The sequence below is a fragment of the Streptomyces sp. NBC_01142 genome, assembly GCF_026341125.1.
Lineage (GTDB): Bacteria > Actinomycetota > Actinomycetes > Streptomycetales > Streptomycetaceae > Streptomyces.
Map to the genome: position 1 here is coordinate 342,365 of NZ_JAPEOR010000001.1, position 26,358 is coordinate 368,722.

The 26,358-nt window shown below is 70.1% G+C and carries 25 protein-coding genes and 1 pseudogene; 9 read left to right on the forward strand and 17 right to left on the reverse strand.

The window, feature by feature from the left end:
- Position 1: 1 nt before the first annotated feature.
- The 8 genes from OG883_RS01710 to OG883_RS01745 all read right to left on the reverse strand — a co-directional run bounded on the left by OG883_RS01710 (position 2) and on the right by OG883_RS01745 (position 8,313).
- A complete protein-coding gene (locus OG883_RS01710) occupies positions 2 to 772 on the reverse strand; it encodes an ABC transporter ATP-binding protein (RefSeq protein ID WP_266533925.1) in 771 nt (256 codons plus the stop codon).
- Positions 769 to 1,593, reverse strand: a complete 825-nt coding sequence (locus OG883_RS01715) for an ABC transporter permease (protein WP_266533928.1) — start codon at positions 1,591 to 1,593, stop codon at positions 769 to 771. The genes OG883_RS01710 and OG883_RS01715 overlap by 4 nt, the downstream gene beginning before the upstream one ends.
- Positions 1,590 to 2,945, reverse strand: a complete 1,356-nt coding sequence (locus tag OG883_RS01720; protein WP_266533931.1) for an ABC transporter substrate-binding protein — start codon at positions 2,943 to 2,945, stop codon at positions 1,590 to 1,592. The genes OG883_RS01715 and OG883_RS01720 overlap by 4 nt, the downstream gene beginning before the upstream one ends.
- A gap of 16 nt (positions 2,946 to 2,961) precedes the next feature.
- Complete coding sequence (locus tag OG883_RS01725) at positions 2,962 to 3,189, reverse strand: ferredoxin family protein (RefSeq protein WP_266533934.1); 228 nt, start codon at positions 3,187 to 3,189, stop codon at positions 2,962 to 2,964.
- 32 nt (positions 3,190 to 3,221) lie between these two features.
- Entirely contained in the window at positions 3,222 to 3,992 is a 771-nt protein-coding gene (locus OG883_RS01730; protein ID WP_266533937.1) for a GntR family transcriptional regulator, read from the reverse strand.
- A gap of 129 nt (positions 3,993 to 4,121) precedes the next feature.
- Entirely contained in the window at positions 4,122 to 4,829 is a 708-nt protein-coding gene (locus OG883_RS01735; protein WP_266533939.1) for a GPP34 family phosphoprotein, read from the reverse strand.
- The gene (gene fahA, locus OG883_RS01740) at positions 4,829 to 6,058 is read right to left on the reverse strand and encodes a fumarylacetoacetase (protein ID WP_266533942.1); all 1,230 of its coding nucleotides are present in this window, start codon (positions 6,056 to 6,058) and stop codon (positions 4,829 to 4,831) included. The genes OG883_RS01735 and fahA overlap by 1 nt, the downstream gene beginning before the upstream one ends.
- Before the next feature lie 170 nt (positions 6,059 to 6,228).
- Positions 6,229 to 8,313, reverse strand: a complete 2,085-nt coding sequence (locus OG883_RS01745; RefSeq protein WP_266533944.1) for a CocE/NonD family hydrolase — start codon at positions 8,311 to 8,313, stop codon at positions 6,229 to 6,231.
- Positions 8,314 to 8,549: 236 nt separating this feature from the next.
- Here OG883_RS01745 and OG883_RS01750 point away from each other — a divergent pair, with 236 nt between their 5' ends.
- The 5 genes from OG883_RS01750 to OG883_RS01770 all read left to right on the forward strand — a co-directional run bounded on the left by OG883_RS01750 (position 8,550) and on the right by OG883_RS01770 (position 14,238).
- A complete protein-coding gene (locus OG883_RS01750) occupies positions 8,550 to 9,560 on the forward strand; it encodes a polyprenyl synthetase family protein (protein WP_266533946.1) in 1,011 nt (336 codons plus the stop codon).
- Positions 9,561 to 9,693: 133 nt separating this feature from the next.
- Positions 9,694 to 10,743: a CHRD domain-containing protein gene (locus OG883_RS01755; RefSeq protein ID WP_266533949.1), complete on the forward strand. Its 1,050-nt coding sequence runs from the start codon at positions 9,694 to 9,696 to the stop codon at positions 10,741 to 10,743.
- 180 nt (positions 10,744 to 10,923) lie between these two features.
- Positions 10,924 to 12,162: a sigma-E factor regulatory protein RseB domain-containing protein gene (locus tag OG883_RS01760; protein ID WP_266533952.1), complete on the forward strand. Its 1,239-nt coding sequence runs from the start codon at positions 10,924 to 10,926 to the stop codon at positions 12,160 to 12,162.
- Between the two features lie 209 nt (positions 12,163 to 12,371).
- A complete protein-coding gene (locus OG883_RS01765) occupies positions 12,372 to 13,310 on the forward strand; it encodes an ABC transporter ATP-binding protein (protein WP_266533955.1) in 939 nt (312 codons plus the stop codon).
- The gene (locus OG883_RS01770; RefSeq protein ID WP_266533958.1) at positions 13,297 to 14,238 is read left to right on the forward strand and encodes an ABC transporter permease; all 942 of its coding nucleotides are present in this window, start codon (positions 13,297 to 13,299) and stop codon (positions 14,236 to 14,238) included. The genes OG883_RS01765 and OG883_RS01770 overlap by 14 nt, the downstream gene beginning before the upstream one ends.
- A gap of 229 nt (positions 14,239 to 14,467) precedes the next feature.
- Here the strand turns inward: OG883_RS01770 and OG883_RS01775 are convergent, their stop codons facing one another.
- Both OG883_RS01775 and OG883_RS01780 read right to left on the reverse strand, forming a co-directional pair.
- Positions 14,468 to 15,793: a M28 family metallopeptidase gene (locus tag OG883_RS01775; protein WP_266533960.1), complete on the reverse strand. Its 1,326-nt coding sequence runs from the start codon at positions 15,791 to 15,793 to the stop codon at positions 14,468 to 14,470.
- A 478-nt stretch (positions 15,794 to 16,271) separates the two neighbouring features.
- On the reverse strand, positions 16,272 to 16,679 hold the full coding sequence (locus OG883_RS01780) for a hypothetical protein (protein ID WP_323180863.1): 408 nt from the start codon (positions 16,677 to 16,679) through the stop codon (positions 16,272 to 16,274).
- Between the two features lie 9 nt (positions 16,680 to 16,688).
- Here OG883_RS01780 and OG883_RS01785 point away from each other — a divergent pair, with 9 nt between their 5' ends.
- Positions 16,689 to 16,841: a DUF397 domain-containing protein gene (locus tag OG883_RS01785; protein WP_266533963.1), complete on the forward strand. Its 153-nt coding sequence runs from the start codon at positions 16,689 to 16,691 to the stop codon at positions 16,839 to 16,841.
- A 289-nt stretch (positions 16,842 to 17,130) separates the two neighbouring features.
- Here the strand turns inward: OG883_RS01785 and OG883_RS01790 are convergent.
- Positions 17,131 to 17,380: pseudogene (locus OG883_RS01790) on the reverse strand (VOC family protein); the annotation flags it as partial.
- A gap of 78 nt (positions 17,381 to 17,458) precedes the next feature.
- Between OG883_RS01790 and OG883_RS01795 the strand changes: the two are divergent.
- Together OG883_RS01795 and OG883_RS01800 are read left to right on the forward strand one after the other, a co-directional pair.
- Positions 17,459 to 17,848, forward strand: coding sequence for an SRPBCC domain-containing protein (locus tag OG883_RS01795; protein WP_266533966.1), 390 nt, complete (start codon positions 17,459 to 17,461; stop codon positions 17,846 to 17,848).
- A 132-nt stretch (positions 17,849 to 17,980) separates the two neighbouring features.
- Positions 17,981 to 18,385, forward strand: coding sequence for a DUF6401 family natural product biosynthesis protein (locus OG883_RS01800; protein ID WP_266533969.1), 405 nt, complete (start codon positions 17,981 to 17,983; stop codon positions 18,383 to 18,385).
- 77 nt (positions 18,386 to 18,462) lie between these two features.
- Here OG883_RS01800 and OG883_RS01805 read toward each other — a convergent pair whose 3' ends face one another.
- The 3 genes from OG883_RS01805 to OG883_RS01815 form a co-directional block, all read right to left on the reverse strand.
- A complete protein-coding gene (locus tag OG883_RS01805; protein ID WP_266533972.1) occupies positions 18,463 to 19,311 on the reverse strand; it encodes a hypothetical protein in 849 nt (282 codons plus the stop codon).
- Between the two features lie 251 nt (positions 19,312 to 19,562).
- Positions 19,563 to 20,597, reverse strand: coding sequence for an EamA family transporter RarD (gene rarD, locus OG883_RS01810; protein WP_266533974.1), 1,035 nt, complete (start codon positions 20,595 to 20,597; stop codon positions 19,563 to 19,565).
- A 102-nt stretch (positions 20,598 to 20,699) separates the two neighbouring features.
- Entirely contained in the window at positions 20,700 to 21,605 is a 906-nt protein-coding gene (locus tag OG883_RS01815; protein WP_266533976.1) for an SDR family oxidoreductase, read from the reverse strand.
- Positions 21,606 to 21,697: 92 nt separating this feature from the next.
- On the opposite strand from OG883_RS01815, the gene OG883_RS01820 reads away from it, so the two are divergent.
- A complete protein-coding gene (locus OG883_RS01820; RefSeq protein ID WP_266533978.1) occupies positions 21,698 to 22,093 on the forward strand; it encodes a helix-turn-helix domain-containing protein in 396 nt (131 codons plus the stop codon).
- Positions 22,094 to 22,129: 36 nt separating this feature from the next.
- On the opposite strand, the gene OG883_RS01825 is transcribed toward OG883_RS01820, so the two are convergent.
- From OG883_RS01825 to OG883_RS01835, 3 genes are all read right to left on the reverse strand, one after another.
- A complete protein-coding gene (locus tag OG883_RS01825; protein ID WP_266533981.1) occupies positions 22,130 to 23,179 on the reverse strand; it encodes a 2-oxoacid:ferredoxin oxidoreductase subunit beta in 1,050 nt (349 codons plus the stop codon).
- Positions 23,172 to 25,109: a 2-oxoacid:acceptor oxidoreductase subunit alpha gene (locus tag OG883_RS01830; protein WP_266533984.1), complete on the reverse strand. Its 1,938-nt coding sequence runs from the start codon at positions 25,107 to 25,109 to the stop codon at positions 23,172 to 23,174. Before OG883_RS01830 ends, OG883_RS01825 begins: the two co-directional genes overlap by 8 nt.
- Before the next feature lie 248 nt (positions 25,110 to 25,357).
- The gene (locus OG883_RS01835; protein WP_323180865.1) at positions 25,358 to 26,017 is read right to left on the reverse strand and encodes a response regulator transcription factor; all 660 of its coding nucleotides are present in this window, start codon (positions 26,015 to 26,017) and stop codon (positions 25,358 to 25,360) included.
- Positions 26,018 to 26,358 lie beyond the last annotated feature (341 nt).

The following is a 26,358-nucleotide window of genomic DNA, read 5'->3' on the forward strand; positions in this document are numbered from 1 at the left end:
CTCAGGTGCCGAGGGACGTCAGAACGGTGCGGCGCAGGGCGACGGTCGCGGGGTCGCTGTGCGCGGCGCGCACGCGCGGGTGCGGCACGTCGAGGACACGCCCGGTGCCCAGCAGCGCGAGCCGGTCGCCGAGGAACAGGGCCTCGTCCACGTCATGGGTGACAAAGACGACGGTGGCGCCGGTGCCGGCCAGCACCTCGACGAGCAGCTGCTGCATCCCGGACCGGGTCTGGGCGTCCAGCGCGCCGAACGGCTCGTCCATCAGCACGGCCCGCGGCTCGGCGGCGAGCGCGCGGGCGAGCTGTACGCGCTGCCGCTGCCCGCCGGAGATCCGGTGCGGAAGCTTGCCCCCGTGCCCGCCGAGCCCGACGCGCTCCAGCCACTCCTCGGCCCGGCTGCGGCGCTCGGCGCGCGGAACCCCCTTGATGGCAAGGGGCAGTTCGACATTGCCGCGGACGGTGCGCCAGGGCAGCAGCGCGTCGTCCTGGAAGACCAGCGCCCGCTCGGCCCGGGGCGCGGTGATGGCCTCCCCGTCCTGAGCGACCTCCCCCGCAAGGGCGGGCAGCAGCCCGGCGAGGGTGCGCAGGAGGGTCGACTTGCCGCAGCCGGAGGGCCCGACGACACTCAGGATCTCGCCGGGTACGACATCGAGATCGACCCCCTCGAGCACCACGGCCCCGGCCCGCCCCAGGGATGCGTCGCGCAGGGTGAGGCGTACACCCTTCACCTGCACGGTGGCCGGCGCGACTGCGGTGTCCGGTGGCGTGGTCATGACGTGACTCCTTTTCGTTCGAGCCGGGGTGCGGGGACCGCGCGGGTACGGGCAGGGACACCCGACTCCGTACGCGGGAGCCACCTCGTCAGACGGCGGCCCAGGAGCTCCACCGCCGTCGATGTCAGCCAGCCCAGGACGCCGATCGTCGCCATTCCGACGAAGACGCCCGGGTAGTCCACGACCGTGTAGTCCTGCCAGGTGCGGTAGCCGACCCCGTACTCGCCCGAGATCATCTCTGCCGAGATCACGCAGATCCACGACACGCCGATGCCCACCGAGAGACCGCCGAGGATGCCCGGCAGCGCGCCCGGCAGGACCACCGAGCCCAGGATCCGCCACCGTCCGCCGCCCATCGTGAGGACGGCCTCCTCCCAGACCGGTGTCAGGGCGCGCACCGCGTGGCGGGTGGAGACCATCACCGGGAAGAACGCGGCGGTGAAGGTGATGAAGACGATGCCCTGCTCATTGCTGGGGAAGAGCAGGATCGCCACCGGCACCAGGGCGATCGCCGGGATGGGGCGCAGCACTTCGAGGACCGGGCCCAGCAGATCCGCGGCCAGGCGCGAGCGGGCGATGGCCGTGCCGACCGCGACGCCCAGGACCGCCGCGAGCGCGAAGCCGGTGACGATACGGGCCAGGCTGTCCGTCAGGTCCTGCCAGTACGGGCCGCTGCCGACCCGTTCGCCGAACTCCCGGGCGACGTCCGTCACCGTCGGGAACTGCTCGAAACGCAGCCACAGGTTGATGTCGAGGGAGGTCAGCAGCTGCCAGGCAGCCAGCGCGCCGGCCAGCGAAAGGACCCGCAGGACGGTGCTCATGACGCCCGGGCAAGCGCGTCGGCGTACGAGACCGTACGGGACCCGGGATGCGCCGATACATACGCCGCGGCCGTCGCCCCGGTCACGAACGGCCGCAGTTCCTTGCCGTCCGCCACCCACACCGCCCTGTCGGCGAACCAGAGGGTGCCGGTGGTGGCGTCGGGGACGTACGCGGCACGCGCCTCGTCCCGGTGCGCGGCGAGGTGAGCCAGCAGCTCTGTCGGAGTGGCGAAGGACCGGGTGACGGACTTTCCCTTGACCCACACCTCGCTCGCCGCGGGCGGGGGCGCCGCGGTGAGCGCCTTCGCGTATCGGGCACCGTACGCACGCTTCACGTACCGGTCGTCGATGAAGGCGTCCACATCCACCTCGCCGACGAGCTTCGCCGAGCGCAGCACGGGCACGTCCTTCTTCAGCGCGGCCACCAGCGAGGGCTTGAGCGTGGGGTCGAAGGTGGCGATCCCGTGCGCGCCGTTGTAGAGGTAGACGACCTCGGGCGGCAGTCCGGTGGCCTTCCCCACCGACTCCGCCGCGGCGACCGGGTTCTTCCGCAGATACTCCGTGGCGCGGCCCTGGGCCCGCAGGAAGTCCTCCAGCACCGCGGGCCGCTTGTCCGCGAAGTCCTCGCGGGCGGTGACTCCGTGGAAGGTCGGCAGGTTCAGTTCCGCCCCGTCGTACAGCGCCTTCGCCCGGCCCTGGAAGGCGAGCAGCCCGGGCCATGCAACGAACTGCGAGAGCGCGTCCGCACTGCCCGCCTGGAGGGCAGAAGCACCCACCGCCGGCTGCTGGTTGAGCTTGCGGATGTCCTTCTCCGGGTCGATGTCCGCCTGCTGCAGGGCTCGTACGAGAGTGCCGTCGGCCGCGGAACCGACACTGGTGGAGACCTTCTTCCCGCGCAGACCGGCCAGCGAGTCCAGCTCGGAATCCGGCGCGGTGACGATGGTGTTGAGGCCGCCGCGCAGGTTGTAGCCGGTGACCGAGACCAGCTTGGTCGGCCGGTTCAGCTGCTTGCCGCGGGCCGCGTTGATCAGCAGCGGGAAGTCGCCCATCGAACCGATGTCGATCTTCCCGGCGGTCATCTGCGCGGTGATCGGCGCGCCCGTGGCGTAGTCCTGCCACTTCACCCGGTAGGTGACGCCGTCACGTTCGCCGCGCTTGCGCAGCTCCTGCTCGAAGTAGCCGAGCGAGCGCAGCAGCGTGCCGGCCGTGACGGTGTTGATGGTCTTGGACTGGTAGCCGATGGTCACCGTGACCGTGCCGGAGTCGCCCGCGCTCGCGTCGCCGCCGCAGCCCGCCGCGAGCGGGATCGTCAGCGCGGCGGCGAGGGCTGCGGCAAGTGCCTTGTTTTTCATGGGAGTTCGGGACCTTTCACCGGAGCAGGTAGGGCATGTTGACCGTGACCGCGTCGGTGGGACAGCGAGCCGCGCACGGGCCGCAGTACCAGCACTCGTCCACGTGCATGAACGCCTTGCCGCTGTCCGGGTTGATCGCGAGGGAGTCGAGCGGGCACATGTCGACGCACAGGGTGCAGCCGTCGATGCACTTCGACTCGTCGATGGTCACGGGCACGTCGGCACGCTGGGGGGCCAGAGGCATGGCTGTCTCCAGGAAAGGGGTGCGGGTGAGTTTCAGAGAGAGCGGTGGAGCAGTCCGCTCATGGAGATGCGGTCGCCGCGGAAGCGGATGAACTCCAGGTCCACGGGGCGTCCGTCGGACAGATGGGTGAGCCGTTCGAGCATGAGCACGGCGGCGCCGCGCGGGGCTTCGAGTACGGCGGCGGAGTGCGCGTCGGCATTGACGGCCTCGAGGGTGATCTCGGCCCTGCCCAGCGGCTGCCCTGTGAGGGTTTCGAGCAGCCGGAACACATCGGTGTGCTCCAGGTCGCAGCCGAGCAGACCGGTGCCGATGTCCATCGGGATGTAGGTGAGGTCGAGGGAGAGGGGCAGGCCGTTCAGCCGGCGCAGCCGCTCGATGTAGAGCACATCGGTGTGCTCCGCGAGGCCCAGGCGCCGGGCCACGGGTGCGGGCGCGGTGACGGGGCCGACCGTGCGGACTTCGTTGGTGACGTCGCCGTGTTCGCGCAGGGTCTCGGCGAGGCCCTGCAGCCGGTCGAGGCCGTGTGGGTACTTCTCGCAGACGACGACGGTGCCGACGCCGGGCTGCCGTTCGACGAGGCCTTCCGTACGGAGCAGATCCAGCGCCTGCCGGACGGTGTTGCGGGAGACGCGGTAGTCGTCGCCGATCGTGCCCTCCAGCGGCAGCACGCCGCGGGGGAAGCCGCCGGTACGCACCTGGTGGCGCAGCAGGTCGGCGAGCTGCCGCGCCTGGTCCGCGCGCAGCCGCCGCCGTCGGGCGGCGGCGACCGGCACGGTGTGCTCACGGATACGTTCGGCTGGCATGCGACGGACGATACCGACGCGGTGACGACGATGGTGTTGCCAGAGTGTTGCGCCACTCAAGGCGTGGCGCGCGCCGCTGTGACCTGCACGTTTGTGGAAGCGGTGGAAAGATCTGCCACCCCGGGGGCGTCAGTCGCCGCCACCGCCTCCGCCACCGTCTCCGCCACCTCCGTCGGCGCCTCCGCCGTCCCCGAAGCTGACGCTGGTGCTCGACTGCTTGTCCTGCTGTACGGCGCGGTGCACCGCGTACGGTGCCCACTCCTCCCGTACGAGAACGCCCAGCGCGCCCCGCTCCCGCCAGGACCCGAATCCCGGATGCAGCACCCCGGCGAGATTGATCGCCGAGGTGAAGGCGGCCAGCAGCCGGCTGCGGCGGTCGGGGAATCCGACCTGCACCGACTCGGCGTAACGCCCCAGCGCCCGCGCCGACCAGTCCTCGGCCGCCGCGGGGTACCGGTGGTACGGGAAGAGACCCAGGAAGCGGTGTTTCTCCACCCGCAGCGCACCGCGCCCCACCAGATGGTGCAGGCACAGCTCTTCGACTTCCCGCCCGGTGCGCCTGACCCAGGGCCGGGCACGTACACCGTCGCCGAACCGGCTCTCGCCCGGGGCCGGGAGGCTCGCCAGGATCTGCGCCGACAGCAGGTCCTGCGGCGGCAGTGGATTGACCACCGTCACCCGGCCGCGTGCCTCGACGACCCTGCCCTGGAGCTCCAGCTCGGCAAGGGCGGCACCGGCCAGCCCGTACTGGAGATGGCGCCCGGAGCAGCGCCGACGGCCCGTCACCGGGTCGAGGGCGAGCAGCAACAGTTCCTCGGGCAGGGTGAGTCCGGTCATTACACGGCGCTCGGTACGATCCGGCCCGTCACGTCGCCCAGGCCCACCCGGGTACCGTCCGGGCCCGGCGCCCACGCGGTCATCGTCACCACATCGCCGTCCTCGAGGAACGTCCGCTTGCCCTCCGGCAGTTCGAGGGCGTCCCGGCCGTTCCAGGTGAGCTCCAGCAGCGAGCCGCGTTGGTGGATCTCCGGGCCGCTGACCGTGCCCGAGCCGAACAGGTCGCCCGTGCGGAGCGAGGCGCCGTTGACCGTCATATGAGCCAGCTGCTGGGCGGCCGTCCAGTACATCGTGGCGAACGGCGGCTCGGCGACCACATGGCCGTTGACCGTCACGGTGATCCGTACGTCGAAGCCGCCCGGCTCCTCCTCGTCCGAGTCGTCGAGGTAGGGCAGCAGGTCGAAGTCCCGGGCGGGCGGGGTGGTCCTGGCCGCGTCCAGGGCCTCCAACGGGGTCACCCAGGCCGAGACGGACGTGGCGAAGGACTTGCCGAGGAACGGGCCGAGCGGGACGTACTCCCAGGCCTGGATGTCGCGTGCCGACCAGTCGTTGAGGAGCGACAGCCCGAAGACATGCTCGCGGAAGTCCGCGAGGGCCACCGGGCTGCCCTGCTCGGAGGGGGCACCGACGAGGAAGCCGACCTCCGCCTCGATGTCGAGCTTGACGGACGGGCCGAAGACGGGCGCGGCGTCGGCGGGGGCCTTGCGCTGGCCGGAGGGACGGACCACGTCTGTGCCGGAGACGACGACGGTTCCCGACCTGCCGTGGTAACCGATGGGCAGGTGCTTCCAGTTGGGGGTCAGTGCGTCCCCGTCCGGCCGGAACATCCTGCCGACGTTGGTGGCGTGGTGCTCGCTCGCGTAGAAGTCGACGTAGTCCGCGACGTCGTACGGCAGATGCAGTGCGACCGACTCGAGCGGGTGGAGGAGCGGCTCGATGTCCGGCCGGTGGGCGGGCACGGTGACCCAGGCGGTGAGCGCACGGCGTACGTCGCGCCAGGCGGTGCGGCCCGCCGACAGCAGCGGGTTGAGACTCGGCTGCGCCAGCAGGGCGGCGTAGGGGGAGCCGAGGGCGAGCGCCGCCGCTCCCGCGTCGAGCACATGGTCGCCGATGCGGACGCCGAGCCGACGACGGTCGGGCTCGTCGGCCGTGGTGAAGACGCCGTACGGGAGGTTGTGCGGGCCGAAGGGATCGCCCTCGGCCAGATCGAGCGGGCTCTGCTCGGGCATCGGTGCTTGCCTCGCTTTCCACGGGTGTGAGTGACACGTTACGTTGACGTTGCCCCGCCGCGGCACCCCTGCCTTTCGGCTCCCGTCCGGGTGCCTCCGGTCCCGCGGCCCGGGCGCCTCCGCGCCGCTTCGGCCACCTGGCCCCGGCCGTCCGGCCCCGCCCGGGCCCCTCAGCCCACCATCCTCGGGATGCGCCTCTCCCACGTGCGGTGGAAGACGACCTCGCCGCCGTGCCTGCACACCACCTCGTCGGAGGTGATGAAGTCGGCCGCGTCGCAGGTGATTTCGGAGCGGGTCTCGATCCGTACGTCCCATGCCAGCTCCGGCCGGTGCAGCCGGATCGTCCAGTCGGACCGGGTATGCGCGGAAAGCGGGTCGTCCTCCTGGATCGTGTACGTCTCCAGGGCCTCCTCGGTGAACTCGAGGCCGTCCGGGTGGACACGCTTGCCGTCGCGGTGGGGGGCGGTCTCCAGCCGCCATTCGCCCTTCGCGACGTCCCGGATCACCAGCCGTTCCGGGCGCTGCTCGTCGAGCGTGACGGGGATGCTGACGCCGAGCGGCTCCGCCTGCTCCGGCTCCTCGAAGGTGATCTCGTCCTCGCCGGTGCGGCCGGTGCGGCCGGTGTGTTCGCGTACGGGGAGTTCGAGGCGGGAGCCCGCCGGGTCCAGGGTGAAGCCCGCCGAGCCGGCCTGCGGCCAGATCCACGGCCAGTACGCGGAGGAGACGGCGAGCCGGATGCGGTGGCCCGGCGGGAAGGTGTGGCCGATGCCGTTCAGTTCGAAGGTCACCTCCTCCGTCGCGCCGAGCGGCCAGGCGTCGGCGCGTTTGCGCCCGTGGCGGGCGGACAGGCCGAGGACGCCGCGGGTGACCAGGGTGGAGGAGCCGTCCGGAGCGACGTCGCAGACCCGGGCGACCGCCTGCCCGTACGGCACGTCCATGCGCAGCCGCAGCGTCACCCGGGGGCGGCCCAGGATCTCGATCGGATCGACCGCGACCGGGAAGTCGAAACAGGCCGAGAGGGCGTCCTCGTCGCGCTGGTCCGGCGGCAGGTCCGCGTCGTTCCCGACGGGGGAGCAGCTCCCGGCGTCCAGTCCGGCGTGCTGGGGCGAGTCGACGATCACCGGCGCGCCCAGGAGCGCGTACGGGACGAGGGTGACGTGCGGCGAGGGCCAGGCGGTGTCGCCGACCCAGCGCCCCGGCAGCTCGGCGTAGCAGGTCGCGGGGGGATGCGACTCGCTGATCCAGGAGCGCAGCAGGGGCTCGGCCATGACGTCGCCCGCGCCGGATGTGCTGTCGGATGTGCTGCCGGATGCGGTGTCGGATGTGGCGTGGGATGTGCTGTCGGATGCGGTGACGGGCTTGAGATGGTGGTCCCACCAGCGCAGGGTCTCCTGCAGAAAGCCGATCGTCGGGCCCGGCGACAGCCCCCGGTCCGGGTACTGGTGCGACCAGGGGCCGATCAGCCCCCGCACCCGATCGGGCGGAAGGTGCTCGACGAGCCGCAGCACGGTGTCCCGGTACGGGTCGTGCCAGCCGCCCACCGCCAGCACCGCCGCCTCGATGGCCGCGTACTCCTCGCGGACGCTGCCCTGCTTCCAGTAGTCGTCGCGGAGCTGGTGGCCCAGCCAGGTGGGGATGAAGGGGCCGACGGCCTCCAGCCGCGTCAGCCACATCTCGCGCCATGCCTCGCCGACGAAGAGCGGGTCGGGCGGCCGCGCCGTCCGGGCGAGCAGCGCGGCGGCCCGTGCGTGCAGGCCGGCGGCGAGCACGGCACCGCCCATGTAGTGCCCGTCGTTGTCGTAACGGTCGTCGGTCGAGCAGACGGTGACGACCGCCTTCAGCGGCTCGGGCGCGAGGGCCGCGATCCGGAGCGCGCTGCTGCCGCCCCAGGAGATCCCGAACATGCCGACCCGGCCGGTGCACCAGGACTGCCGGGCCAGCCAATTGACCACCTCGACCCCGTCGGCCGATTCGGTGGCGTCGTACGCGTCGCCCGGCAGGCCCTCGCTGTTGCCGTGTCCGCGGACATCGACCCGTACGGAGGCATAGCCGTGCCCCGCGTACCAGGGGTGACGCTGCCAGTCGCGCGGCGCGGTCCCGTCGCTCAGCCGATCGGGCGCGTATTCGAGGAGGGCCGGTACCGGCTCGTCGGTGAGCGGCCGCCAGATGCGCGCGTACAGCCTCGTGCCGTTCGGAAGAGGGATACGGATGTCCTCGTGGACACTCTCGTACGGGAAATCGGTGCGGATGCGCATGGCGGGACCTCAGTGGCCTCACGGGCCGGGTGCATGGCGCTGTCGCCGGTCTTTTCGGGCTCGGTCACGGTTGTGGGCAAAGGCTCCCATCCTGGTCGTATGAGCTGATCACGAACATACCGGGGGTGGCGGGAAGGCGCCCATGGTGATCGAAACGCGACCGGATACGCTGACTTGAGTGAATCCAGCGACACATCGACAATCCGTGTGATCGTCAGCAGACAGGAGATCCCCTCGTGACCGTCGTCGGGCCGTTCGGGCTGAGCGTGCGGGACCAGGCTCTTGAGGCCGATGTCCAGACCGGATTGGCGGCTGTCGAGGCGGGACTCCTCGATGCCACCAAGAGCGAGGTGCCCTTCATTACGGAGGCGGCACAGCATCTTGTACGCGCCGGGGGCAAGCGCTTCCGGCCGCTGCTGGTAATGCTCGCCTCCCAGTTCGGTGACCCGTATGCGCCGGGTGTCGTGCCCTCGGCCGTGGTTGTCGAGCTCACCCATCTCGCGACGCTGTACCACGACGATGTGATGGACGAGGCCGAGGTGCGGCGCGGCGTGGACAGCGCCAACGCCCGCTGGGGCAACTCCGTCGCCGTGCTGACGGGTGACTTCCTGTTCGCCCGGGCCTCGCACATACTGGCCGACCTCGGTCCGGAGGCCGTACGCATCCAGGCGGAGGCGTTCGAGCGGCTGGTCACCGGTCAGATTCTGGAGACGGCGGGGCCGCGTGACGGCCGTGACCCGGTCGAGCACTACCTCGATGTCATCGGCGGCAAGACGGGCTCGCTGATCGCGGTCTCGGGGCGGTTCGGCGCGATGATGTCGGGCGCGGAGGAGGGTGTCGTGGACATCCTCACCCAGTACGGGGAGCGGCTCGGCGTGGCCTTCCAGCTCGCCGACGACGTCCTCGACATCGCCAGCGACTCGCACGAGTCGGGCAAGACGCCCGGTACGGATCTGCGTGAGGGCATCCCGACGCTGCCGGTGCTGCGGCTGCGCGCGCAGGCGGCGGAGCACGGCCGGCCGGAGGATCTGGCGCTCGTCGAGCTGCTGGACGGGGATCTGACGGACGACGCCCGGCACGCGGAGGCGCTGCGGCTGCTGCGTACGCATCCGGCGCTGGAGCAGGCCAGGCGGGACACCGTGCGGTACGCGCAGGAGGCGCGGGCGATGCTCGCTCCGCTGCCCGAGTGCTATGCGAAGGCCGCCCTGGAGGAGCTCTGCGACGCGGTGGTCCACCGCGCGGGCTGACCTGCCCGAATAGCCCCCTTTTTCGGTGTGATGCAGGTCACATTGTCACGTTGAGTCCCCTCCTGGATCCACTCCGTACTCATGCTCGGAAGCTGACGCATCGGGTGTTGGCATCAGTACGGGGGAGATCGAAATGAAGCGGACCAGGACCATCCTTGTCGGCACGACCGCCGTCGCCACGGCGGCGGGTCTGGCCCTCACCGTCCTGCCGGCCTTCGCCGCCGACGGCAGAGGCTCCGACGCAGGGCACTCGGCGCCGCACGGGGACAACGGCGCGAGCATCTCCGTGCAGAGCGGGGGCGGCTCCGGCCGCGGCGCCTCCCTCTTCGTGGCGAGCCTGAACGGTGCGAACGAGGTGCCGGTGCAGGGCGGACCCGCCGTCGGTGACCACGACGGCGCCGCGCTGGAGTTTGTGAAGGTCGAGGGGGACAAGGTGTCCGTCGCCGTGAAGTGGCGCGGCACCGACAAGCCGACCGCCCTCCACATCCACCAGGGCGCGAAGGGCGCCAACGGCGGCATCAAGGTCGACTTCACCGCCCTGCTCGCCAAGGGCAAGACCAAGGGCAAGACCAAGATCAAGGGCAAGATCAAGGGCAAGAGCAAGGGCTGGACCGGTGCGGTCACCGGGACCGTCAAGGTGAAGGACAAGGCCGTACTGGACGCCTTCAGGACAGATCCGAACGGCTTCTACGCCAATCTGCACACGGCCGCGTTCCCGGGCGGCGCCCTCCGCGGCCAGTTCCACAAGGTGACCGGCTCCTTCGCCTTCGGCGACGCGCTCGGCAACCACCAGTTCTCGGTGGTCAAGGGCAAGCAGATCTACGAGTGCAAGAAGGGCGACGACGGAAAGTTCTCCTTCCAGCAGCGCGATGTGCGGGCCGTCCTCGCGGGGAACATCGCCCACTCCTTCGTCGCCCCCAACTCCGGTACGCCGCAGTGGATCGCCCACGACGGCAGCGCCGTCACCGGCTCGTTGATCAGCAGGACGCCGAACGGGGCGGGGAACATCCCCGAGCTGAACCTGAAGGCCACCCGGTCCGGCGCGAAGCGGGGGCTGTTCGCGCACACCCAGGAGATCTTCCGGCTGAACACCGTGGGCGGCATCGCCCCGGCCGGCAGCTGCGCGCAGGGCGCGGTCGTCGGCGTCCCGTACGGGGCGGATTACGTCTTCATCCAGAAGTAACCGACCGGAGAGTTGTTGACTCGGGGCGCGGCACATCCCCTACTGGTTGGAGGAGGTGCCGCGCCTCGCCGTCATCCCATAGCAGTACGCCAAGTTGCTCCCGCGGTCTGACGCTTCTGTACGCCCCATTTGGTCAGATGAATACACCACCCCTGACCAACCACGGAGGTAGGGCACACCATGGCACCGAACGACAACGCACAGACCACCGAAGAGGCCAAGGACCTCGCGGCGGGCCGCCGTAAGGCCGCCCGCTACGTCGTCCCCCTCGCGGTGGCCGGCGTGGCGGCGGCGACCATCGGGCTCGTCCCGGCGCTCGCTGCTTCCGGTGACCCCGATCTGCCGAAGATCAGCGCGCAGGAACTCATCGAGAAGATGGCCGCGTCGGACACCCAGCAGCTCTCCGGCACGGTGAAGATCAGTACGGATCTCGGCCTCCCGTCCCTGGACGGCCTGGCCGGACTGGGCGGAGGGAGCGGAGGCGGCTCCTTCGGCCCCAAGGGCGAGGAAGGGGACCGGGAGGGCTCTTCCGCCGCCCCCGACGGCAAGCTGATGGGGCTGGTCTCCGGCACGCACACGCTGCGGGTCGCGGCCGACGGCCCCGACAAGCAGAAGGTGTCCATCCTGGAGGACGCCGCCGAGTACAGCATGATCCACAACGGTGACGAGGTCTGGGCGTACGACAGCGCCTCGAACGAGGCCTATCACGCCAAGGAGGACGGGGCGGGGAAGCAGGAGCGCAAGGCTCCCCAGGACATCCCGACCACGCCCAAGGAGCTGGCCGAAGAGGCGCTGAAGGCCGCGGGCGACACCACCTCGGTGACCGTCGGCGGTACGGCGCAGGTGGCCGGCCGCGATGCGTATCAGCTGGTCATCAAGCCCAAGCAGGATGGCTCGACGGTCGGCTCGATCAAGGTCGCGGTGGACTCCGAGACCGGCGTGCCGCTGAAGTTCACGCTCACCCCGAGCAGCGGCGGCAAGGCCGTGATCGACGCGGGCTTCACCAAGGTCGACTTCTCCAGGCCGGCTGCCTCCACCTTCGACTTCACCCCGCCCAAGGGGGCGAAGGTGACCGAGGCCGACGAGCTGGAGCAGCGGGAGAAGGGCGCGAAGCACGAGGAGGAGTTCAAGGGCCTCGAGGACTTCCACGGTCTGAACGTCATCGGTGAGGGCTGGACCTCCATCGCCAAGATCGAGGCCCCGGGCGGCGAAAGCGTCACCCCGCCGAAGGACGGCGACGTCCCGCCGGAGGCCAAGCAGTTCCTGGACTCCTTCGGCGACAAGGTCGAGGGGAAGTTCGGCTCGGGCACGGTCTTCAAGACGCGCCTGGTCAACGCCCTGATGACGGATGACGGCACGGTCTACGTCGGCGCCGTGACCGAGGACGCGCTCGTGAAGGCCGCGAACGAGTCCAAGTAACACCCGGACAGCGCGCGTACCGTCCGCCCCGCCGTACGCTCCGTACGGTGGGGCGGACTGCTGACCTCGGCTGAGCAAACCGGCCGGCATGCCGGCTGAGCGGACTGAGCCAACCGGCTGAGACGACCGGCTGGGCCGATCGACTGAGACGACCGGCTGGGCCGATCGACTGAGCGGACTGAGCCGACCGAGTGAACGGGGAACCTGACATGACAGCCGTCATCGAGACGCGCGGGCTCACCAAGCGTTACCGGGGCGGACAGTTGGCCGTGGAGCGGCTCGACCTCACGGTGCCCGGCGGCAGCGTCTTCGGCTTCCTCGGCCCCAACGGCTCGGGCAAGACCACCACCATCCGGATGCTGATGGGACTCATCGAGCCCACGGCGGGCAGCGCCACGGTCCTCGGCCGGCCGATGCCCCGCTCGGTACGCACCGTGCTGCCGCAGGTGGGCGCGCTGATCGAAGGGCCCGCGCTGTACGGGTTCCTGAGCGGCCGCGACAATCTGCTGCGGTACGACTCCGCCGACCCGAGCGCCGATCCCCGTACCCGCAAGGCGCGCGTCGCCGCCGCGCTGGACCGGGTCGGGCTGACACCGGCCGCGGGCAAGAAGGCCAAGGCGTACTCCCTGGGAATGAAGCAGCGCCTCGGGCTTGCCGCCGCGCTGCTCCAGCCGCGGAAACTGCTGGTGCTCGACGAGCCGACGAACGGCCTCGATCCGCAGGGCATGCGCGAAATCCGTTCGCTGGTACGAGAGCTGGCGGCGGACGGCACCACGGTCTTTCTCTCCTCGCATCTCCTCGACGAGATCGAGCAGGTGTGCACGCACGCCGCGGTGATGGCCCAGGGCCGGCTTCTCATCCAGGGGCCGGTCGCGGATCTCGCGGCCGGCGCGCGTGGCCGGCTGGCCGTCACCACCCCCGATCCGGGGGATGCCGCCCGTGTGCTGAAGGAGCTCGGCATCACCGAACTGAGCGTCGAGGAGGACCGCGTGAGTGGCGAAATGCCCGCCCCGGACATGGAGCTGGCGGACATCAATGCCGCACTGGTTCAGGGCGGCGTACGCGTACGGGGCTTCGGGATCGAGCGCGCCTCGCTCGAGGACGCCTTTGTCGCGCTGACGGGAGAGGGATTCGATGTCGCGAGCTGACGTGGCCGACGGCGTGGCCGACGGCGTGGCCGACAGCGTGGCCGACGGGGTGGCCGATGCTGTGGGCGCTGAGGCCCGCAGGCCAAGCCCCTTGTGGACGCTCGGACTCTTCCGCTCCGAGCTGGCCATCACCTTCCGCCGCTGGCGCACGCTCGCCCTGCTGGGTGTGCTGGCCGCCGTCCCCGTACTGATCGGCATCGCCGTGAAGATCGAGACGAGCGACGGCGGGTCGGTCGGCGGTGGTGGTGGCGGTGGGGGACCCGCCTTCATCACGCAGATCACCAACAACGGTCTCTTCCTGGTCTTCGCCGGGCTCGCCGCGACCCTGCCGGTCTTCCTCCCGATGGCGATCGGTGTCGTCGCGGGCGACGCGATCGCGGGCGAGTCGAACTCCGGCACTCTGCGCTATCTGCTGGTCGCCCCGGCCGGACGCACCCGGCTGCTGCTCGCCAAGTACGCCGCCACCTGCGCCTTCTGCCTGGCCGCGACCCTGGTGGTGGCGGTGTCCGCGCTCGCCGTCGGTGCGCTGTTCTTTCCGCTCGGCGACGTCACGACGATCTCGGGCACCACGATCTCGTTCGGGGAGGGACTCGGGCGGGCCGTGCTCGTCGCGGTGGTCGTCGCGACCTCACTGATCGGCATCGCGGCGCTCGGCCTGTTCGTCTCCACCCTCACCAGCAGCGGCGTCGCGGCGATGGCGACGACCGTCGGCCTGCTGATCACCGTGCAGATCCTGGACACGATTCCGCAGCTGCACGCGATCCAGCCGTACCTCTTCCCGCACTACTGGCTGTCCTTCGCGGATCTGCTGCGGGAGCCGGTCTACTGGGACGAGGTGCTGAAGAACCTCGGTCTGCAGGCGGTGTACGCGGCGGTGTTCGGGTCGGCGGCGTGGGCGCGCTTCACGGCGAAGGACATCACGGCGTAAGCGGGCCGGCGGGCGTATGCCCGGTCGACGGCGTAGGCCTGGTCGACGGCGTATGCGGGGCCGGCGGCGTACGCGGGGCCGACGCGGGCCGACGGAGTGCTCGGGGCCGACGCGGGCCGACGGAGTGCTCGGGGTATGCGGCACCTGCGGCGCGACCGACTCGAGGAAGCGCCGTGACTGCATGCGTGCGCAGGCTGTGCACACGCATGCAGTCTGCGGGGGGTGGCGGTCAGAAGGTGAGTTTCCAGCTGTCGATATAGCCGGTGTCCTGCGCGGCCACGTCCTGGACACGCAGCTTCCAGGCGCCGTTCGCCGTCTCGCTCGACGCGTCCACCGTGTAGGTGGCGACGACGTTGTCGGCCGAGTCGTTGCCGCTGGAGTTCTTCAGCCGGTACGCGCTCCCGTCGGGCGCCACCAGATCGATGACCAGGTCGCCGCGCCAGGTGTGCTTGATGTCGACGCCGGCCTTGAGGGCGGCCGGGGCGTTGCCGGTGCGGCCCGTGACGGTCACGGTGGAGGTGACGGCCGTGCCGTTGTCGGGGACGGAGACGTCGGCGGTGTTCTCGTAGGCGTCACCGGGCGGGACGGTGGGCTCGGTGCCGAGCGTCCAGATCGCGTGGGCGACCGCGTCGCTGTTGCGGTCCAGCGCGGTGTCGTTGATGTTCGACGTGTTGTCGCAGGAGGAGTGGTAGCAGCGGTCGAAGGCCTGACCGGAGGTGCCGCCCCACTTCTGCGCCTGGGCCGCGGACTTCGTCCGGCTGGCGCCGGTGAAGAGCCCGCCGACCGGTATGCCGACGTTCTTGAACGACGCGTGGTCGGAGCGGCCGTCGCCCTCGGTCTCGATCTCGGTGGGGACGTTGAGGCCTGCGTAGAAGTCCTTGAAGGTCTTCTCGATCGCCGGGTCGTCGTCGTAGACGAAGTAGCCGGGGTTGGGCGAGCCGATCATGTCGAAGTTCAGATAGCCGGAGAACTTGGAACGCTCGGCGGAGGGCAGGTTGTTGACGTAGTACTTCGACCCGACCAGACCCAGCTCCTCCGCGCCCCACCAGCCGAAGCGCAGATGCTTGGTGGGGTTGAGCTGCGCGCGGGAGACGGCGAGCGCGGTCTCCAGTACGGCCGCGGAGCCGGAGCCGTTGTCGTTGATCCCGGCGCCCGAGCTGACCGAGTCGAGGTGCGCGCCGGCCATCAGGACCTGGTTGGGGTCACCGCCCGGCCAGTCGGCGATCAGGTTGTAGCCGGTGGCGCCGCTGGAGGTGAACTGCTGTACGGACGTGGTGAATCCGGCGGCGTCCAGCTTGGCCTTCACATAGTCGAGGGAAGCCTTGTAGCCGGCGCGCCCGTGCGCCCGGTTGCCGCCGTTGGCGGAGGCTATCGACTGGAGCTGGGTGAGATGTGCCTTGACGTTGGCGAGCGGTATGTCGGGCGCGGCGAGCGCGGCCGCAGGACCGGCACTGGCCGCGGGCCCGGCGGTCGCGGCGGGTGCGGCGGAGCCGAGCAGCCCGGCCAGGGCGAGCGCGGCGACGGCGACGGTGCGTCTGGGGATGGAGAGAGTCATGTGGGGGCTCCGAATTCCGTACGGGGACAGGACGGAACGTGCGAGACGCCCTGGGATGGCGGGTCCCGGGACGCTGGAGCTTTTGGTGCGCAGTGCGTGCTGAATGTTCAGCGAGAGTCTGACTCACCGTCAAGGGCGGAAACCGGTCAGTCGTGTCCGCATGCCGGACAGGCTCCTCGCGACGCCGGGGCAGGGCGCGCGGCAGGGACGCGAAGGGAGCGCGGCAGGGACGCGAAGGGGGCGCGAAAGGAGCGCGAAGGAGGTGCCAATCAGGCGCGGAACGGGCGCGGAAGGGCAACCGCCGCGCGGCAGTTCGGACACACGCACGGCAAGCGGCTGATCTTCGCCGAGGGGCCGGGCGGGGGGCGGCTCGAACTCGACATGTCCCACCCCATGAATGAGCTGGTAGCCACCCTTCTGACGTTCGCGGCTCAGGTGCCCGCTCCCTCACTGGGGCTGGCTGCGGGGGCTTGCCGCGTCATGCAGTGCTGTCGAGAACGGCCCGGACCTCAGGAACGTCGGCGTACTCCGCCAGCCGGGCCAGCACTACCCGCACCCGTTCTGCTGTTCGCTCACTGGTCACGTCCGCCGACAGCGAGACACCCCGTTCCGCAGTTGCCGCCGCTTCCGCGGCTTCGTTCGCGTCGGCGTAGGCCACAGCAAGGCAAGAAAGGTAGAGCGCCAATTCGCGTGTGTGCGTCGCGTCATACCGGCCAAGCACATCACGCAGCAGGGGAACGGCTCGGAGCGGTCGGCGCAATTCGGTGTATACGCGGGATTCCATGACTTGCAATTCCCCGGCGTCCACCCAATACAGGTAGGCCGGTGACTCGGTCCCCTCGCTGTCCCCGGCCAGTGCCGCGCCCGCCTCCCCGAGGGCACGCATTGCGCGCGCGTGAACAACTGCCCGGAGGTGGCTATCAACGTGCCCGGCATCGTCGCGTTGCGCGACAGCAAGCGACCGGACACCATCGTCACCATGACGGCTGCCGACTGGGCCATGCTCACCGACGCCGTGAAGGCAGGAGAGTTCGACCTGAGCGCCTGAGAGTAGGTCACGTGCCGAAGTGCCCACGCTGCGCCGCTGACTGTCCCACCGACCCGGAGAACGGGTTGCCATGGTGCGCGCGGTGCGGAGCGTTCTTCGGGCTCTCACTGCCTGGCTGCCGGGGGTTGTGGTGGTGGTGCAACGCTGCCACTCGTGCCCCAGTCCGGCCGCGCGGGCACTGAGCGGGACCACCCGCAACTGCCCCGTCCGTGCGTCTCAGCCAGCGCGTGGGCGGGGCCCTTCTCTGCGCTGACCAGGCATGACCCGTAGATTGGTAGTCCGGCGTGTTCGGGTCGGCCATGGTCGTCCACACCCCCATCGGCTCGTTCGCCCGGTGGAAGGACCGTCGCCCCCAGTCCCTCCAGCCGCGTGACCTCCGCGTCCCTGCGGTCCGCGCCGACGTGCAGGTCGAGGTGGATCCGGTTCTTGACCGACTTCCTCTCCGGTACGCGCTGGAACAGCAGCCGGCGCTTGGGGCCCGCGCCGTTGTCGTCGTCGAACGGGTCGTCCGGATGGCGGACGGCGGCGTAATCGGGCCAGAGAGATGCGGCAACCGCAACAAGGTGCGGGCGCACCGCGTCCGCCACCCCGGAACAGAGCGAGAAGGAGAACGCGTCATGACGACAGGCCTGACTCAGGACGCGGGCTGGGAGATCGGTGTCTCCAAGACGCTGCCCCTCCCGGCGTCCGCCGTCTGGGAATTCATCGCGAGCCCCGAGGGTGTCGTGCTCTGGCTCGGTGAGGGTGCTCGACTGCCCACCGTGAAGGGGGAGTCGTACGAGACCCGGGACGGGGTCACCGGCGAGGTGCGCAGTTACCGGCCCGGTGACCGCGTCCGGCTGACGTACGGAACGAGCACCGTGCAGGTCGCGGTCTCGGCCGCCAAGGACAAGAGCGTGCTCCGCTTCCACCAGGAGCATCTGGCCGACGCCGCGGAGCGCGAGCGGCAGCGGGCGCACTGGAAGGCCGTGATGGCCGAGGTCGTGGACGCCCTCGGAGTGGCGTGAGGGTTACTGGGGCCTGAGGGACGGCGTCGCTGGACCTGGCGGCGCATGCGACCTGCGGCATGCGCCCTGCGACCTGCGACCTGCGACCAACGTCACTCCGGAGCGTGGCTGTACGGCGCTTACCTTTGAACGATGGACATTTCGCCGGCCAGTGGGCCGTCCGGCTGCCCGCTGGCCGGGGTGGCCGCCGCCTATATGCCCCGGCTCTCGGAGTTCTCCTTCGAGCCGGGGCTTGTCGCGGCCGTCGACCAGCATGCGGCGGCGGTGCGCGATGCCCTCGTGCCGCGGCCCCGGCAGGCGAAGCCCCGGTTCTGGTCCCGGGGCGGGACCGGTGCCGGTGCCCGTTCCGGTGCCGGATCGAGGGCCGATTCCCCTGCCGGGGTCCTACGGCGTGAGGACCTTGCCGACTACGTGCTCGGCTTCACCGACTGGCTGTCCCAGAGCAACTGGTCGGAGCCGGTCGGCCACGACTTCGCGACGCTGCGGCTCACCGCGGTCTGCTGGCTGATCCGCGAGCACGATCTGCTCGCGCCCTGACATACGCGCCGATGCGCCTTGCCGGTGTGCCTTGCCGACGTGACTGCCGGGGTGCCTTTCGGCGTACCGGCGGAGCGTCACATGGGGTCGATTCCGTTCGAGGAATCAGAAGCCCCGGACCTCCCCGAGGGCCCGTACCACTCCGAGGACCCCGTCCCCGGTGAGGCGGTGGGCCGCTCGGTCGCCGGGGCGCCCGCGGCCGCGTCGGCGCGGCCCCGCTGGTAGGCGCTGATGCTGTCACGTGTGTGTGCCGTCTCCTGTTCGGCGGCTGTGAGCCAGCGCTCCCAGCGCCGGCGCAGGGGAATGATGAGACCGCCGCCGACACCCACGATGAGGATGCCCGCGATCGTGGCGAGGGCGGCGATGAGCACCGGGCCGGTGACGGAGGTCGCGATCTGCGCCTGGCCGAGCGCCGCGATCACGCCGAGCGCGACGATGAACGCCCAGGCCGCGGTGGACACGACCTTGCCGTACGACGTCTCGCCCAGGGCTCCCTGGAGGATGTCGCGGACGGCTCGTGCGATGGCCATCGCGACAACCACGATCACACAGGCGACGATCGCCTTCGGCAGCCAGGCGACGACGCTGTTGATCATGTCGCTGACCGGGTTGGGGCCGAAGACGCCGAAGCCCAGCTGGAGGGCGATCAGCATGATCCCGTAATAGAGGACCTTGACCAGAATTCCGGTCGCGTCGTACTTCGAACCCTTGAGTGCCTTGCCGGCACCGCTGCGTTCGACGAGCTTCTCGAAGCCGGCCCTGCGCAGCAGCCGGTCGGCGATCCGGGCTATCAGCCTGGCCACGAGCCAGCCGATGAGCAGGATGGCCAGGAAGGCGATGAACTTCGGAATGAACCTGGCGACAGCGGACCACGCTTCGGTGATCCCCTGACCGAAGTCGATCGAGAGGGCGAGCGGCTGCGGCATGACGCACTCACTTCCGGCCGCGGGTACGCCTCACCGGGCCCACAGTGACCGCGGCCCGAACGACCGGGGCCTGGACTATCGGTCGTAACACCGGTGGAGTGGTCGCGGCCTGTGCCCAGCCGCTGGAATGAGCCGTTGGAGTGGCATATCGACCCCGTCCGGCTCGACCCCGTCCGGCTCGACCCCGTCCGGCTCGACGCCGGCGGCGAGCGCGGAAGCCGCCGGGCGCACGGCCCGTCGTCAGGCCGTTGTCAGGCCGTCGTCCCCGCTTGAGGAGCGGGAGCGGGAGCGGGAGACGGCGTGGCGGCCTGGGCCTGGGCGGGCTCTGTTTCCGATTCCTGCGAAGGGACCGTCGCGGAGCGGGACGCGGCGGCCAGCCGTGCGGCAGCCGCCTGCGCCTTCGTACGCCGTGCCGTACGCAGCGCGTCCCACGTCAGACAGGTCAGCGCCAGCCACACGAGGGCGAAGCCCGCCCACCGCTCCGGAGGCATCGCCTCGTGGAAGTACAGGACACCCAGCGCGAACTGGGAGACCGGCGCCAGATACTGCAGCAGCCCCAGCGTGGAGAGCGGCACCCGGATCGCCGCCGCGCCGAAGCAGACCAGCGGCGCGGCCGTCACCACACCCGTGGCGGCGAGCAGCGCCGCATGGCCCGTTCCGTGCCCGCCGAAGGTGGCCGCCCCGTCCGCGCCCAGCCACAGCAGAAAGCCGAGCGCCGGCAGGAACTGGATCGCGGTCTCGGCGGCGAGGGACTCCAGACCGCCGATGTTGACCTTCTTCTTGACCAGGCCGTACGTGGCGAAGGAGAAGGCGAGGGTGAGCGAGATCCAGGGCGGCTGTCCGTAGCCGATCGCCAGCACCAGCACCGCGGCGAAGCCGATGCCGACCGCGGCCCACTGCGCCGGGCGCAGCCGCTCCTTCAGCAGGAGCACGCCCATGGCGATGGTGACCAGCGGGTTGATGAAGTAGCCGAGGGACGCCTCCACCACATGGCCGGTGTTGACGGACCAGATGTAGAGGCCCCAGTTGACGGTGATCACCGCCGCGGCGACCGCGATGAGCCCCAGCTTGCGGGGCTGGCGTATCAGCTCACGGACCCAGCCCCAGCGCTTCAGGGCCAGCAGCGCGATACCGACGACGGCCAGTGACCAGACCATCCGGTGGGCGAGGATCTCCATCGCCCCGGACGGCTTCAGGAGTGGCCAGAACAACGGGACCAGGCCCCACATCCCGTAGGCGCCGATCCCGTACAGCAGGCCCGCTCGCTGTTCGCTCTCCGACTTCACTGACTCTCCTGCCCTACGCGCAAATACCTCGTCGAAGGTACGCCGCACAAGGCCCGCCTGTCATGTCCGTATCGCCATACGGTCATGACGGATCATGGTGGGTCAGGCGTCGGCAGCCGTAGGAGTAGTGGCAACGGTGACAGCGGTGGCAGTGGTGGCGAGCGCCGCGGCGACGGAGTCGGCGAGCGGGGTGGTGGGGCGGCCGGTCAGCCTGGCCAGATCGCCCGTCGTGCCGGCCAGCAGTCCCCGCACGACGGCCGCGTCGACGTCGACGAGGATCTCGGCGAACGGCTGCGGCACACCCGCGCCCGTCAGGATGCCCAGGTGGACCTCGGCCGGGACGTTGTTGTACGCGATCGTCCGGCCGGTCTGCCGGGACAGCTCGGCGGCGTACTCCGTAAAGCTCCAGGCGACGTCGCCGCTCAGCTCGTACGCCTTCCCCAGGTGGCCCTCACCGGTCAGCGCGGCGGCCGCGGCGGCGGCGTAGTCGGCGCGGGCGGCCGAGGCGATCCGGCCCTCGCCGGCGCTCGCGACGACGGCGGAGTGCTCGAGGACGGGAGCGAGGTGCTCCGTGTAGTTCTCCGTGTACCAGCCGTTGCGCAGGAAGGTGTACGGCAGCCCGGAGTCGAGGATGACCCGCTCGGTGACCTTGTGCTCGGCGGCCAACGCGAAGTCGGCGTCGGGTCCGCCGAGCACACCCGTGTACGCCAGCTGGGCGACGCCCGCCTCCTTCGCCGCCTCGATCACGGCGGTGTGCTGCGACACGCGTCGGCCGACCTCGCTGCCGGAGATCAGCAGGACACGGTCACCGGCGCGGAAGGCCCCGGCCAGGGTCTCGGGCTCGTTGTAGTCGGCCGTGCGCAGCTCGACGCCGCGGGCCGCGAGGTCTGTGGCCTTCTCCTTGCTGCGGACGACAGCGGCGATCTGTTCGGCCGGGACCGTGGCGAGCAGCTCGTCGATGACGAGACGGCCGAGCGATCCAGTGGCTCCGGTAACGACGATACTCATGGGTGATTTCTCCCGTTCGGGCGGTTCAGTGAGCTCACCCTTCGTCTGGCGCTAACTATCGGAAAGTACCCACTTTGAAGTAAGGTACTGGCATGGCCGTAAGCAGGAATCCCGACGTCGATCACAGCAGTCCCGACGTCAACCGGACGATGTGCCCCTCCCGTCTGATCCTCGAGCACGTCACCAGCCGCTGGGGTGTGCTCGTTCTCGCCGCCCTGCTGGAGCGCTCGTACCGCTTCAGTGAGCTGCGCCGCGAGGTCGGCGGGGTCAGCGAGAAGATGCTCGCCCAGACCCTCCAGACGCTGGAGCGCGACGGTTTTGTGCACCGCGACGCCAAGCCGGTGATCCCGCCGCGCGTCGACTACTCCCTGACCCTGCTCGGCAAAGAGGCCGCCGAGCAGGTGTGGGGACTGGCCCGCTGGACCGAACGGCGGACCGGGGAAGTGCTGGCCGCCCGCGCGGTGTACGACGAAGCCCGGGCCTCCTGAGGGGAGATCCGGGCTTCGGGGCGGGTTGTCGGCGCGTCAGCCGACAACCGTCCAGGTGTCGTTGCCCGCGAGGAGCGCGGCCAGGTCGCCCTTGCCGTTCTGCTCGATCGCGGCGTCCAGCTGGTCGGACATCTGGGCGTCGTAGACCGGCCGCTCCACACTGCGCAGCACCCCGATGGGGGTGTGGTGCAGGGTCTCCGGGTCCGCCAGTCGGGAGAGGGCGAAGGCCGTGGTGGGGCTGGCGCTGTGCGCGTCGTGGACAAGGATCCGGCTCTCGTTCGCGGCCGTCACCGGAACGACCTTCAGGTCACCGGTCGCCGTGTCCCGTACGACGCCCTTCGTGCCGTCCGGCCCGAAGCGGATCGGCTGCCCGTGCTCGAGGCGGATGACCGCGTCCTCCGCCTGCTGCTTGTCCTTGATGGCGTCGAAGGCGCCGTCGTTGAAGATGTTGCAGTTCTGGTAGATCTCCACCAGCGCCGTGCCCTTGTGGTCGGCGGCCTGGCGCAGCACCTCGGTGAGGTGCTTGCGGTCGGAGTCGACGGTGCGGGCCACGAACGACGCCTCGGCGCCGATCGCCAGCGACACCGGGTTGAAGGGCGCGTCCAGCGAACCCATCGGCGTCGACTTGGTGATCTTGCCGACCTCGGAGGTCGGGCTGTACTGGCCCTTGGTGAGACCGTAGATCCGGTTGTTGAAGAGCAGAATCTTCAGATTCACATTGCGGCGCAGTGCGTGGATCAGGTGGTTTCCGCCGATGGAGAGGGCGTCGCCGTCACCGGTGACGACCCAGACGGACAGATCGCGGCGCGAGGAGGCGAGTCCGGTCGCGATGGCGGGCGCGCGGCCGTGGATGGAGTGCATCCCGTAGGTGTTCATGTAGTACGGGAAGCGGGAAGAGCAGCCGATTCCGGAGACGAAGACGATGTTCTCCTTCGCCAGACCGAGCTCGGGCATGAAGCCCTGCACGGCGGCGAGGATCGCGTAGTCACCGCAGCCTGGGCACCAGCGCACTTCCTGATCGGACTTGAAGTCCTTCATGGACTGCTTGGCCTCGGCCTTGGGCACCAGCGAGAGCGCCTCAGTCATTGATGGCCTCCTTGAGAGCCGTGGCCAGCTGCTCGGCCTTGAACGGCATGCCGTTGACCTGTGTGTAGCTGTGCGCGTCGACCAGATATCTCGCCCGGATCAGAGTGGCGAGCTGGCCGAGGTTCATCTCGGGAACCACTACCTTCTCGTAACGCTCCAGAACCTCCCCGAGATTCCTCGGGAACGGGTTGAGGTGGCGCAGATGGGCCTGTGCGACGGGGATTCCGGCGGTGCGCAGACGGCGTACGGCGGCGGTGATCGGGCCGTACGTCGATCCCCAGCCCAGGACCAGGGTTGTCGCGTCGTGCGGATCGTCGACCTCGAGGTCCGGGATCTCGATGCCGTCGATCTTGGCCTGGCGGATCCGGACCATGAAGTCGTGGTTGGCCGGGTCGTAGGAGATGTTGCCGGTGCCGTCCTGCTTCTCGATACCGCCGATGCGGTGTTCGAGACCGGGCGTGCCGGGCACCGCCCAGGGGCGGGCCAGGGTCTGCGGGTCGCGCTTGTAGGGCCAGAAGACCTCGGTGCCGTCGGCCAGCTCATGGTTGGGTCCGGTCGCGAACTGCACGCGCAGATCCGGGAGTTCGTCGATCTCCGGGATGCGCCACGGCTCGGAGCCGTTGGCAAGATAGCCGTCGCTCAGGAGAAAGACGGGGGTGCGGTAGGCGAGCGCGATGCGGGCCGCGTCGATGACGGCGTCGAAGCAGTCGGCGGGCGTACGCGGGGCGACGACCGGGACGGGAGCCTCGCCGTTCCTGCCGTACATGGCCTGGAGCAGGTCGGCCTGTTCGGTCTTGGTCGGCAGCCCTGTGGAGGGGCCGCCGCGCTGGATGGCGACCACCAGCAGCGGCAGCTCGAGGGAGACCGCGAGACCGATCGTCTCCGACTTCAGCGACACACCCGGACCCGAGGTCGTGGTGACGGCGAGCGCGCCGCCGAAGGCCGCTCCGAGAGCCGCGCCGATGGCGGCGATCTCGTCCTCGGCCTGGAAGGTCCGTACGCCGAAGTTCTTGTGCTTGGAGAGCTCGTGCAGGATGTCGGAGGCCGGCGTGATGGGGTACGAGCCCAGATAGAGCGGCAGATCGGCCTGCTTGCTCGCGGCGATCAGCCCGTAGGACAGGGCCAGGTTCCCGGAGATATTGCGGTAGGTGCCGGCGGGGAACGCCTTGCTGGCGGGCGCGACCTCGTAGGAGACGGCGAAGTCCTCGGTCGTCTCGCCGAAGTTCCACCCGGCGCGGAACGCCGCGATGTTCGCCTCGGCGATCTGGGGCTTCTTGGCGAACTTGGTCCGCAGGAAGGTCTCGGTACCCTCGGTCGGCCGGTGGTACATCCAGCTCAGCAGCCCGAGCGCGAACATGTTCTTGGAACGCTCGGCCTCCTTGCGGGAGAGCCCGAACTCCTTGAGCGCCTCGATGGTCAGCGTCGTCAGCGGCACGGGGTGGACGTGATACGCCTCCAGCGAACCGTCCTCCAGCGGGGAGGTGTCGTAGCCCACCTTGGCCATTGCGCGCTTGGCGAACTCGTCGGTGTTGACGATGATCTCGCCGCCGCGCGGCACATCGGCGATATTCGCCTTGAGCGCGGCCGGGTTCATCGCGACCAGTACGGTCGGCGCGTCGCCCGGGGTGAGAATGTCGTGGTCGGCGAAGTGCAGCTGGAAGCTGGAGACGCCGGGGAGGGTTCCGGCAGGCGCCCGGATCTCGGCGGGGAAGTTCGGCAGCGTGGAGAGGTCGTTTCCGAACGACGCGGTCTCCGAGGTGAACCTGTCACCCGTGAGCTGCATACCGTCACCGGAGTCACCCGCGAAGCGGATGATCACCCGGTCCAGTCGGCGGATTTCCTTGTCACCGGCGGGCCTGCGTTGCTCACCGACGAGCGCCTCATCGGGATCATCGGCCTGCTCGGCTGGGCTACTGACCTGGCTGGTCACTGAACTGGACCTCCTTCGAGGCGGCTGCTCGGGCCCGGCCGGCCCACCGGCCGTCCCATTAGCCACCCTACGTCCGTAAAGGTGGCCTTCCTTGGACCGTTCGCATGCCGGACGTCCTTTTGGGACGTCCAGGTGCCCTGGACTGCCATGCTGCGCTCGCCTCCCGGGTCCTTCTGGAAAGACGTTCCCCACTCATTCTTTGGTGCCGGGTCTGCCGTTCACTCAATATCTGACAGAGTGTCAGTCAATCAGGTCTTGAGGTAGGTCAGCACCGCAAGTACACGCCGGTGATCTCCATCGCTGGGGGACAGCCCGAGCTTCAAGAAGATGTTGCTTACATGCTTTTCCACCGCGCCGTCGCTCACCACCAGCTGCCTGGCGACCGCGGAGTTCGTCCGGCCCTCGGCCATCAGCCCCAGGACCTCCCGCTCACGCGGCGTGAGCCCCGCCAGCACGTCCTGCTTACGGCTCCGGCCCAGCAACTGCGCCACCACCTCCGGGTCCAGCGCCGTGCCACCCCGCGCCACTCTGACCACGGCGTCCACGAACTCGCGCACCTCGGCGACCCGGTCCTTGAGGAGATAACCCACCCCGCGGCTGCTGCCCGCGAGCAGCTCGGTGGCGTACTGCTCCTCCACGTACTGCGACAGGACCAGCACCCCGATGCCGGGATGGTCCCGGCGCAGCCGCACCGCCGCCCGTACGCCCTCATCCGTGTGGGTGGGCGGCATCCGTACGTCCGCGACCACCACATCCGGCAGCGCGTCCTGCGCGGCCAGGTCCCCGACCGTCTTGATCAGCGCGTCCGCGTCGCCCACTCCGGCGACGACGTCGTGCCCGCGGTCGGTCAACAGCCGGGTCAGCCCCTCCCGAAGCAGCACTGAATCCTCGGCGATGACGACCCGCACCCTGTCCTCCACAACCCTGAAGCCCCCATGTCGATCTTCTTCCCGCCCCTGCGTCATCAGCATCCCAGCATTCGGACCCGATCGTGCCAAGGCTCGGGGAATAGGCAGGGATTATGCGACCGGGCGGGGGCCGGGCGGCCGGACGGACCTGCGGCGGGGGCAAGCGAGCGGGGTCTCCGGGGGGCGGGCACTCGGCGCCCGGCGCCCGTGGTCCGGCGCCCGTGGTCCGGGGTCCGGGGTCCGGGGTCCGGGGTCCGCGCGAGTGGACCGGCGGGCGTCGGGTGACGGGGTCGGCGGTCGGGCCGCGGCGGGTCGGCGGTCGGGGGCGGTGCGAGCGGTGG

Coding starts and splice junctions, on each gene's coding strand:
- OG883_RS01710 (WP_266533925.1), bottom strand. CDS start 772: ATGACCACGCCACCGGACACCGCAGTCGCGCCGGCCACCGTGCAGGTG.
- OG883_RS01715 (WP_266533928.1), bottom strand. CDS start 1,593: ATGAGCACCGTCCTGCGGGTCCTTTCGCTGGCCGGCGCGCTGGCTGCC.
- OG883_RS01720 (WP_266533931.1), bottom strand. CDS start 2,945: ATGAAAAACAAGGCACTTGCCGCAGCCCTCGCCGCCGCGCTGACGATC.
- OG883_RS01725 (WP_266533934.1), bottom strand. CDS start 3,189: ATGCCTCTGGCCCCCCAGCGTGCCGACGTGCCCGTGACCATCGACGAG.
- OG883_RS01730 (WP_266533937.1), bottom strand. CDS start 3,992: ATGCCAGCCGAACGTATCCGTGAGCACACCGTGCCGGTCGCCGCCGCC.
- OG883_RS01735 (WP_266533939.1), bottom strand. CDS start 4,829: ATGACCGGACTCACCCTGCCCGAGGAACTGTTGCTGCTCGCCCTCGAC.
- fahA (WP_266533942.1), bottom strand. CDS start 6,058: ATGCCCGAGCAGAGCCCGCTCGATCTGGCCGAGGGCGATCCCTTCGGC.
- OG883_RS01745 (WP_266533944.1), bottom strand. CDS start 8,313: ATGCGCATCCGCACCGATTTCCCGTACGAGAGTGTCCACGAGGACATC.
- OG883_RS01755 (WP_266533949.1), top strand. CDS start 9,694: ATGAAGCGGACCAGGACCATCCTTGTCGGCACGACCGCCGTCGCCACG.
- OG883_RS01760 (WP_266533952.1), top strand. CDS start 10,924: ATGGCACCGAACGACAACGCACAGACCACCGAAGAGGCCAAGGACCTC.
- OG883_RS01765 (WP_266533955.1), top strand. CDS start 12,372: ATGACAGCCGTCATCGAGACGCGCGGGCTCACCAAGCGTTACCGGGGC.
- OG883_RS01770 (WP_266533958.1), top strand. CDS start 13,297: ATGTCGCGAGCTGACGTGGCCGACGGCGTGGCCGACGGCGTGGCCGAC.
- OG883_RS01775 (WP_266533960.1), bottom strand. CDS start 15,793: ATGACTCTCTCCATCCCCAGACGCACCGTCGCCGTCGCCGCGCTCGCC.
- OG883_RS01780 (WP_323180863.1), bottom strand. CDS start 16,679: ATGCGTGCCCTCGGGGAGGCGGGCGCGGCACTGGCCGGGGACAGCGAG.
- OG883_RS01795 (WP_266533966.1), top strand. CDS start 17,459: ATGACGACAGGCCTGACTCAGGACGCGGGCTGGGAGATCGGTGTCTCC.
- OG883_RS01800 (WP_266533969.1), top strand. CDS start 17,981: ATGGACATTTCGCCGGCCAGTGGGCCGTCCGGCTGCCCGCTGGCCGGG.
- OG883_RS01805 (WP_266533972.1), bottom strand. CDS start 19,311: ATGCCGCAGCCGCTCGCCCTCTCGATCGACTTCGGTCAGGGGATCACC.
- OG883_RS01815 (WP_266533976.1), bottom strand. CDS start 21,605: ATGAGTATCGTCGTTACCGGAGCCACTGGATCGCTCGGCCGTCTCGTC.
- OG883_RS01820 (WP_266533978.1), top strand. CDS start 21,698: ATGGCCGTAAGCAGGAATCCCGACGTCGATCACAGCAGTCCCGACGTC.
- OG883_RS01825 (WP_266533981.1), bottom strand. CDS start 23,179: ATGACTGAGGCGCTCTCGCTGGTGCCCAAGGCCGAGGCCAAGCAGTCC.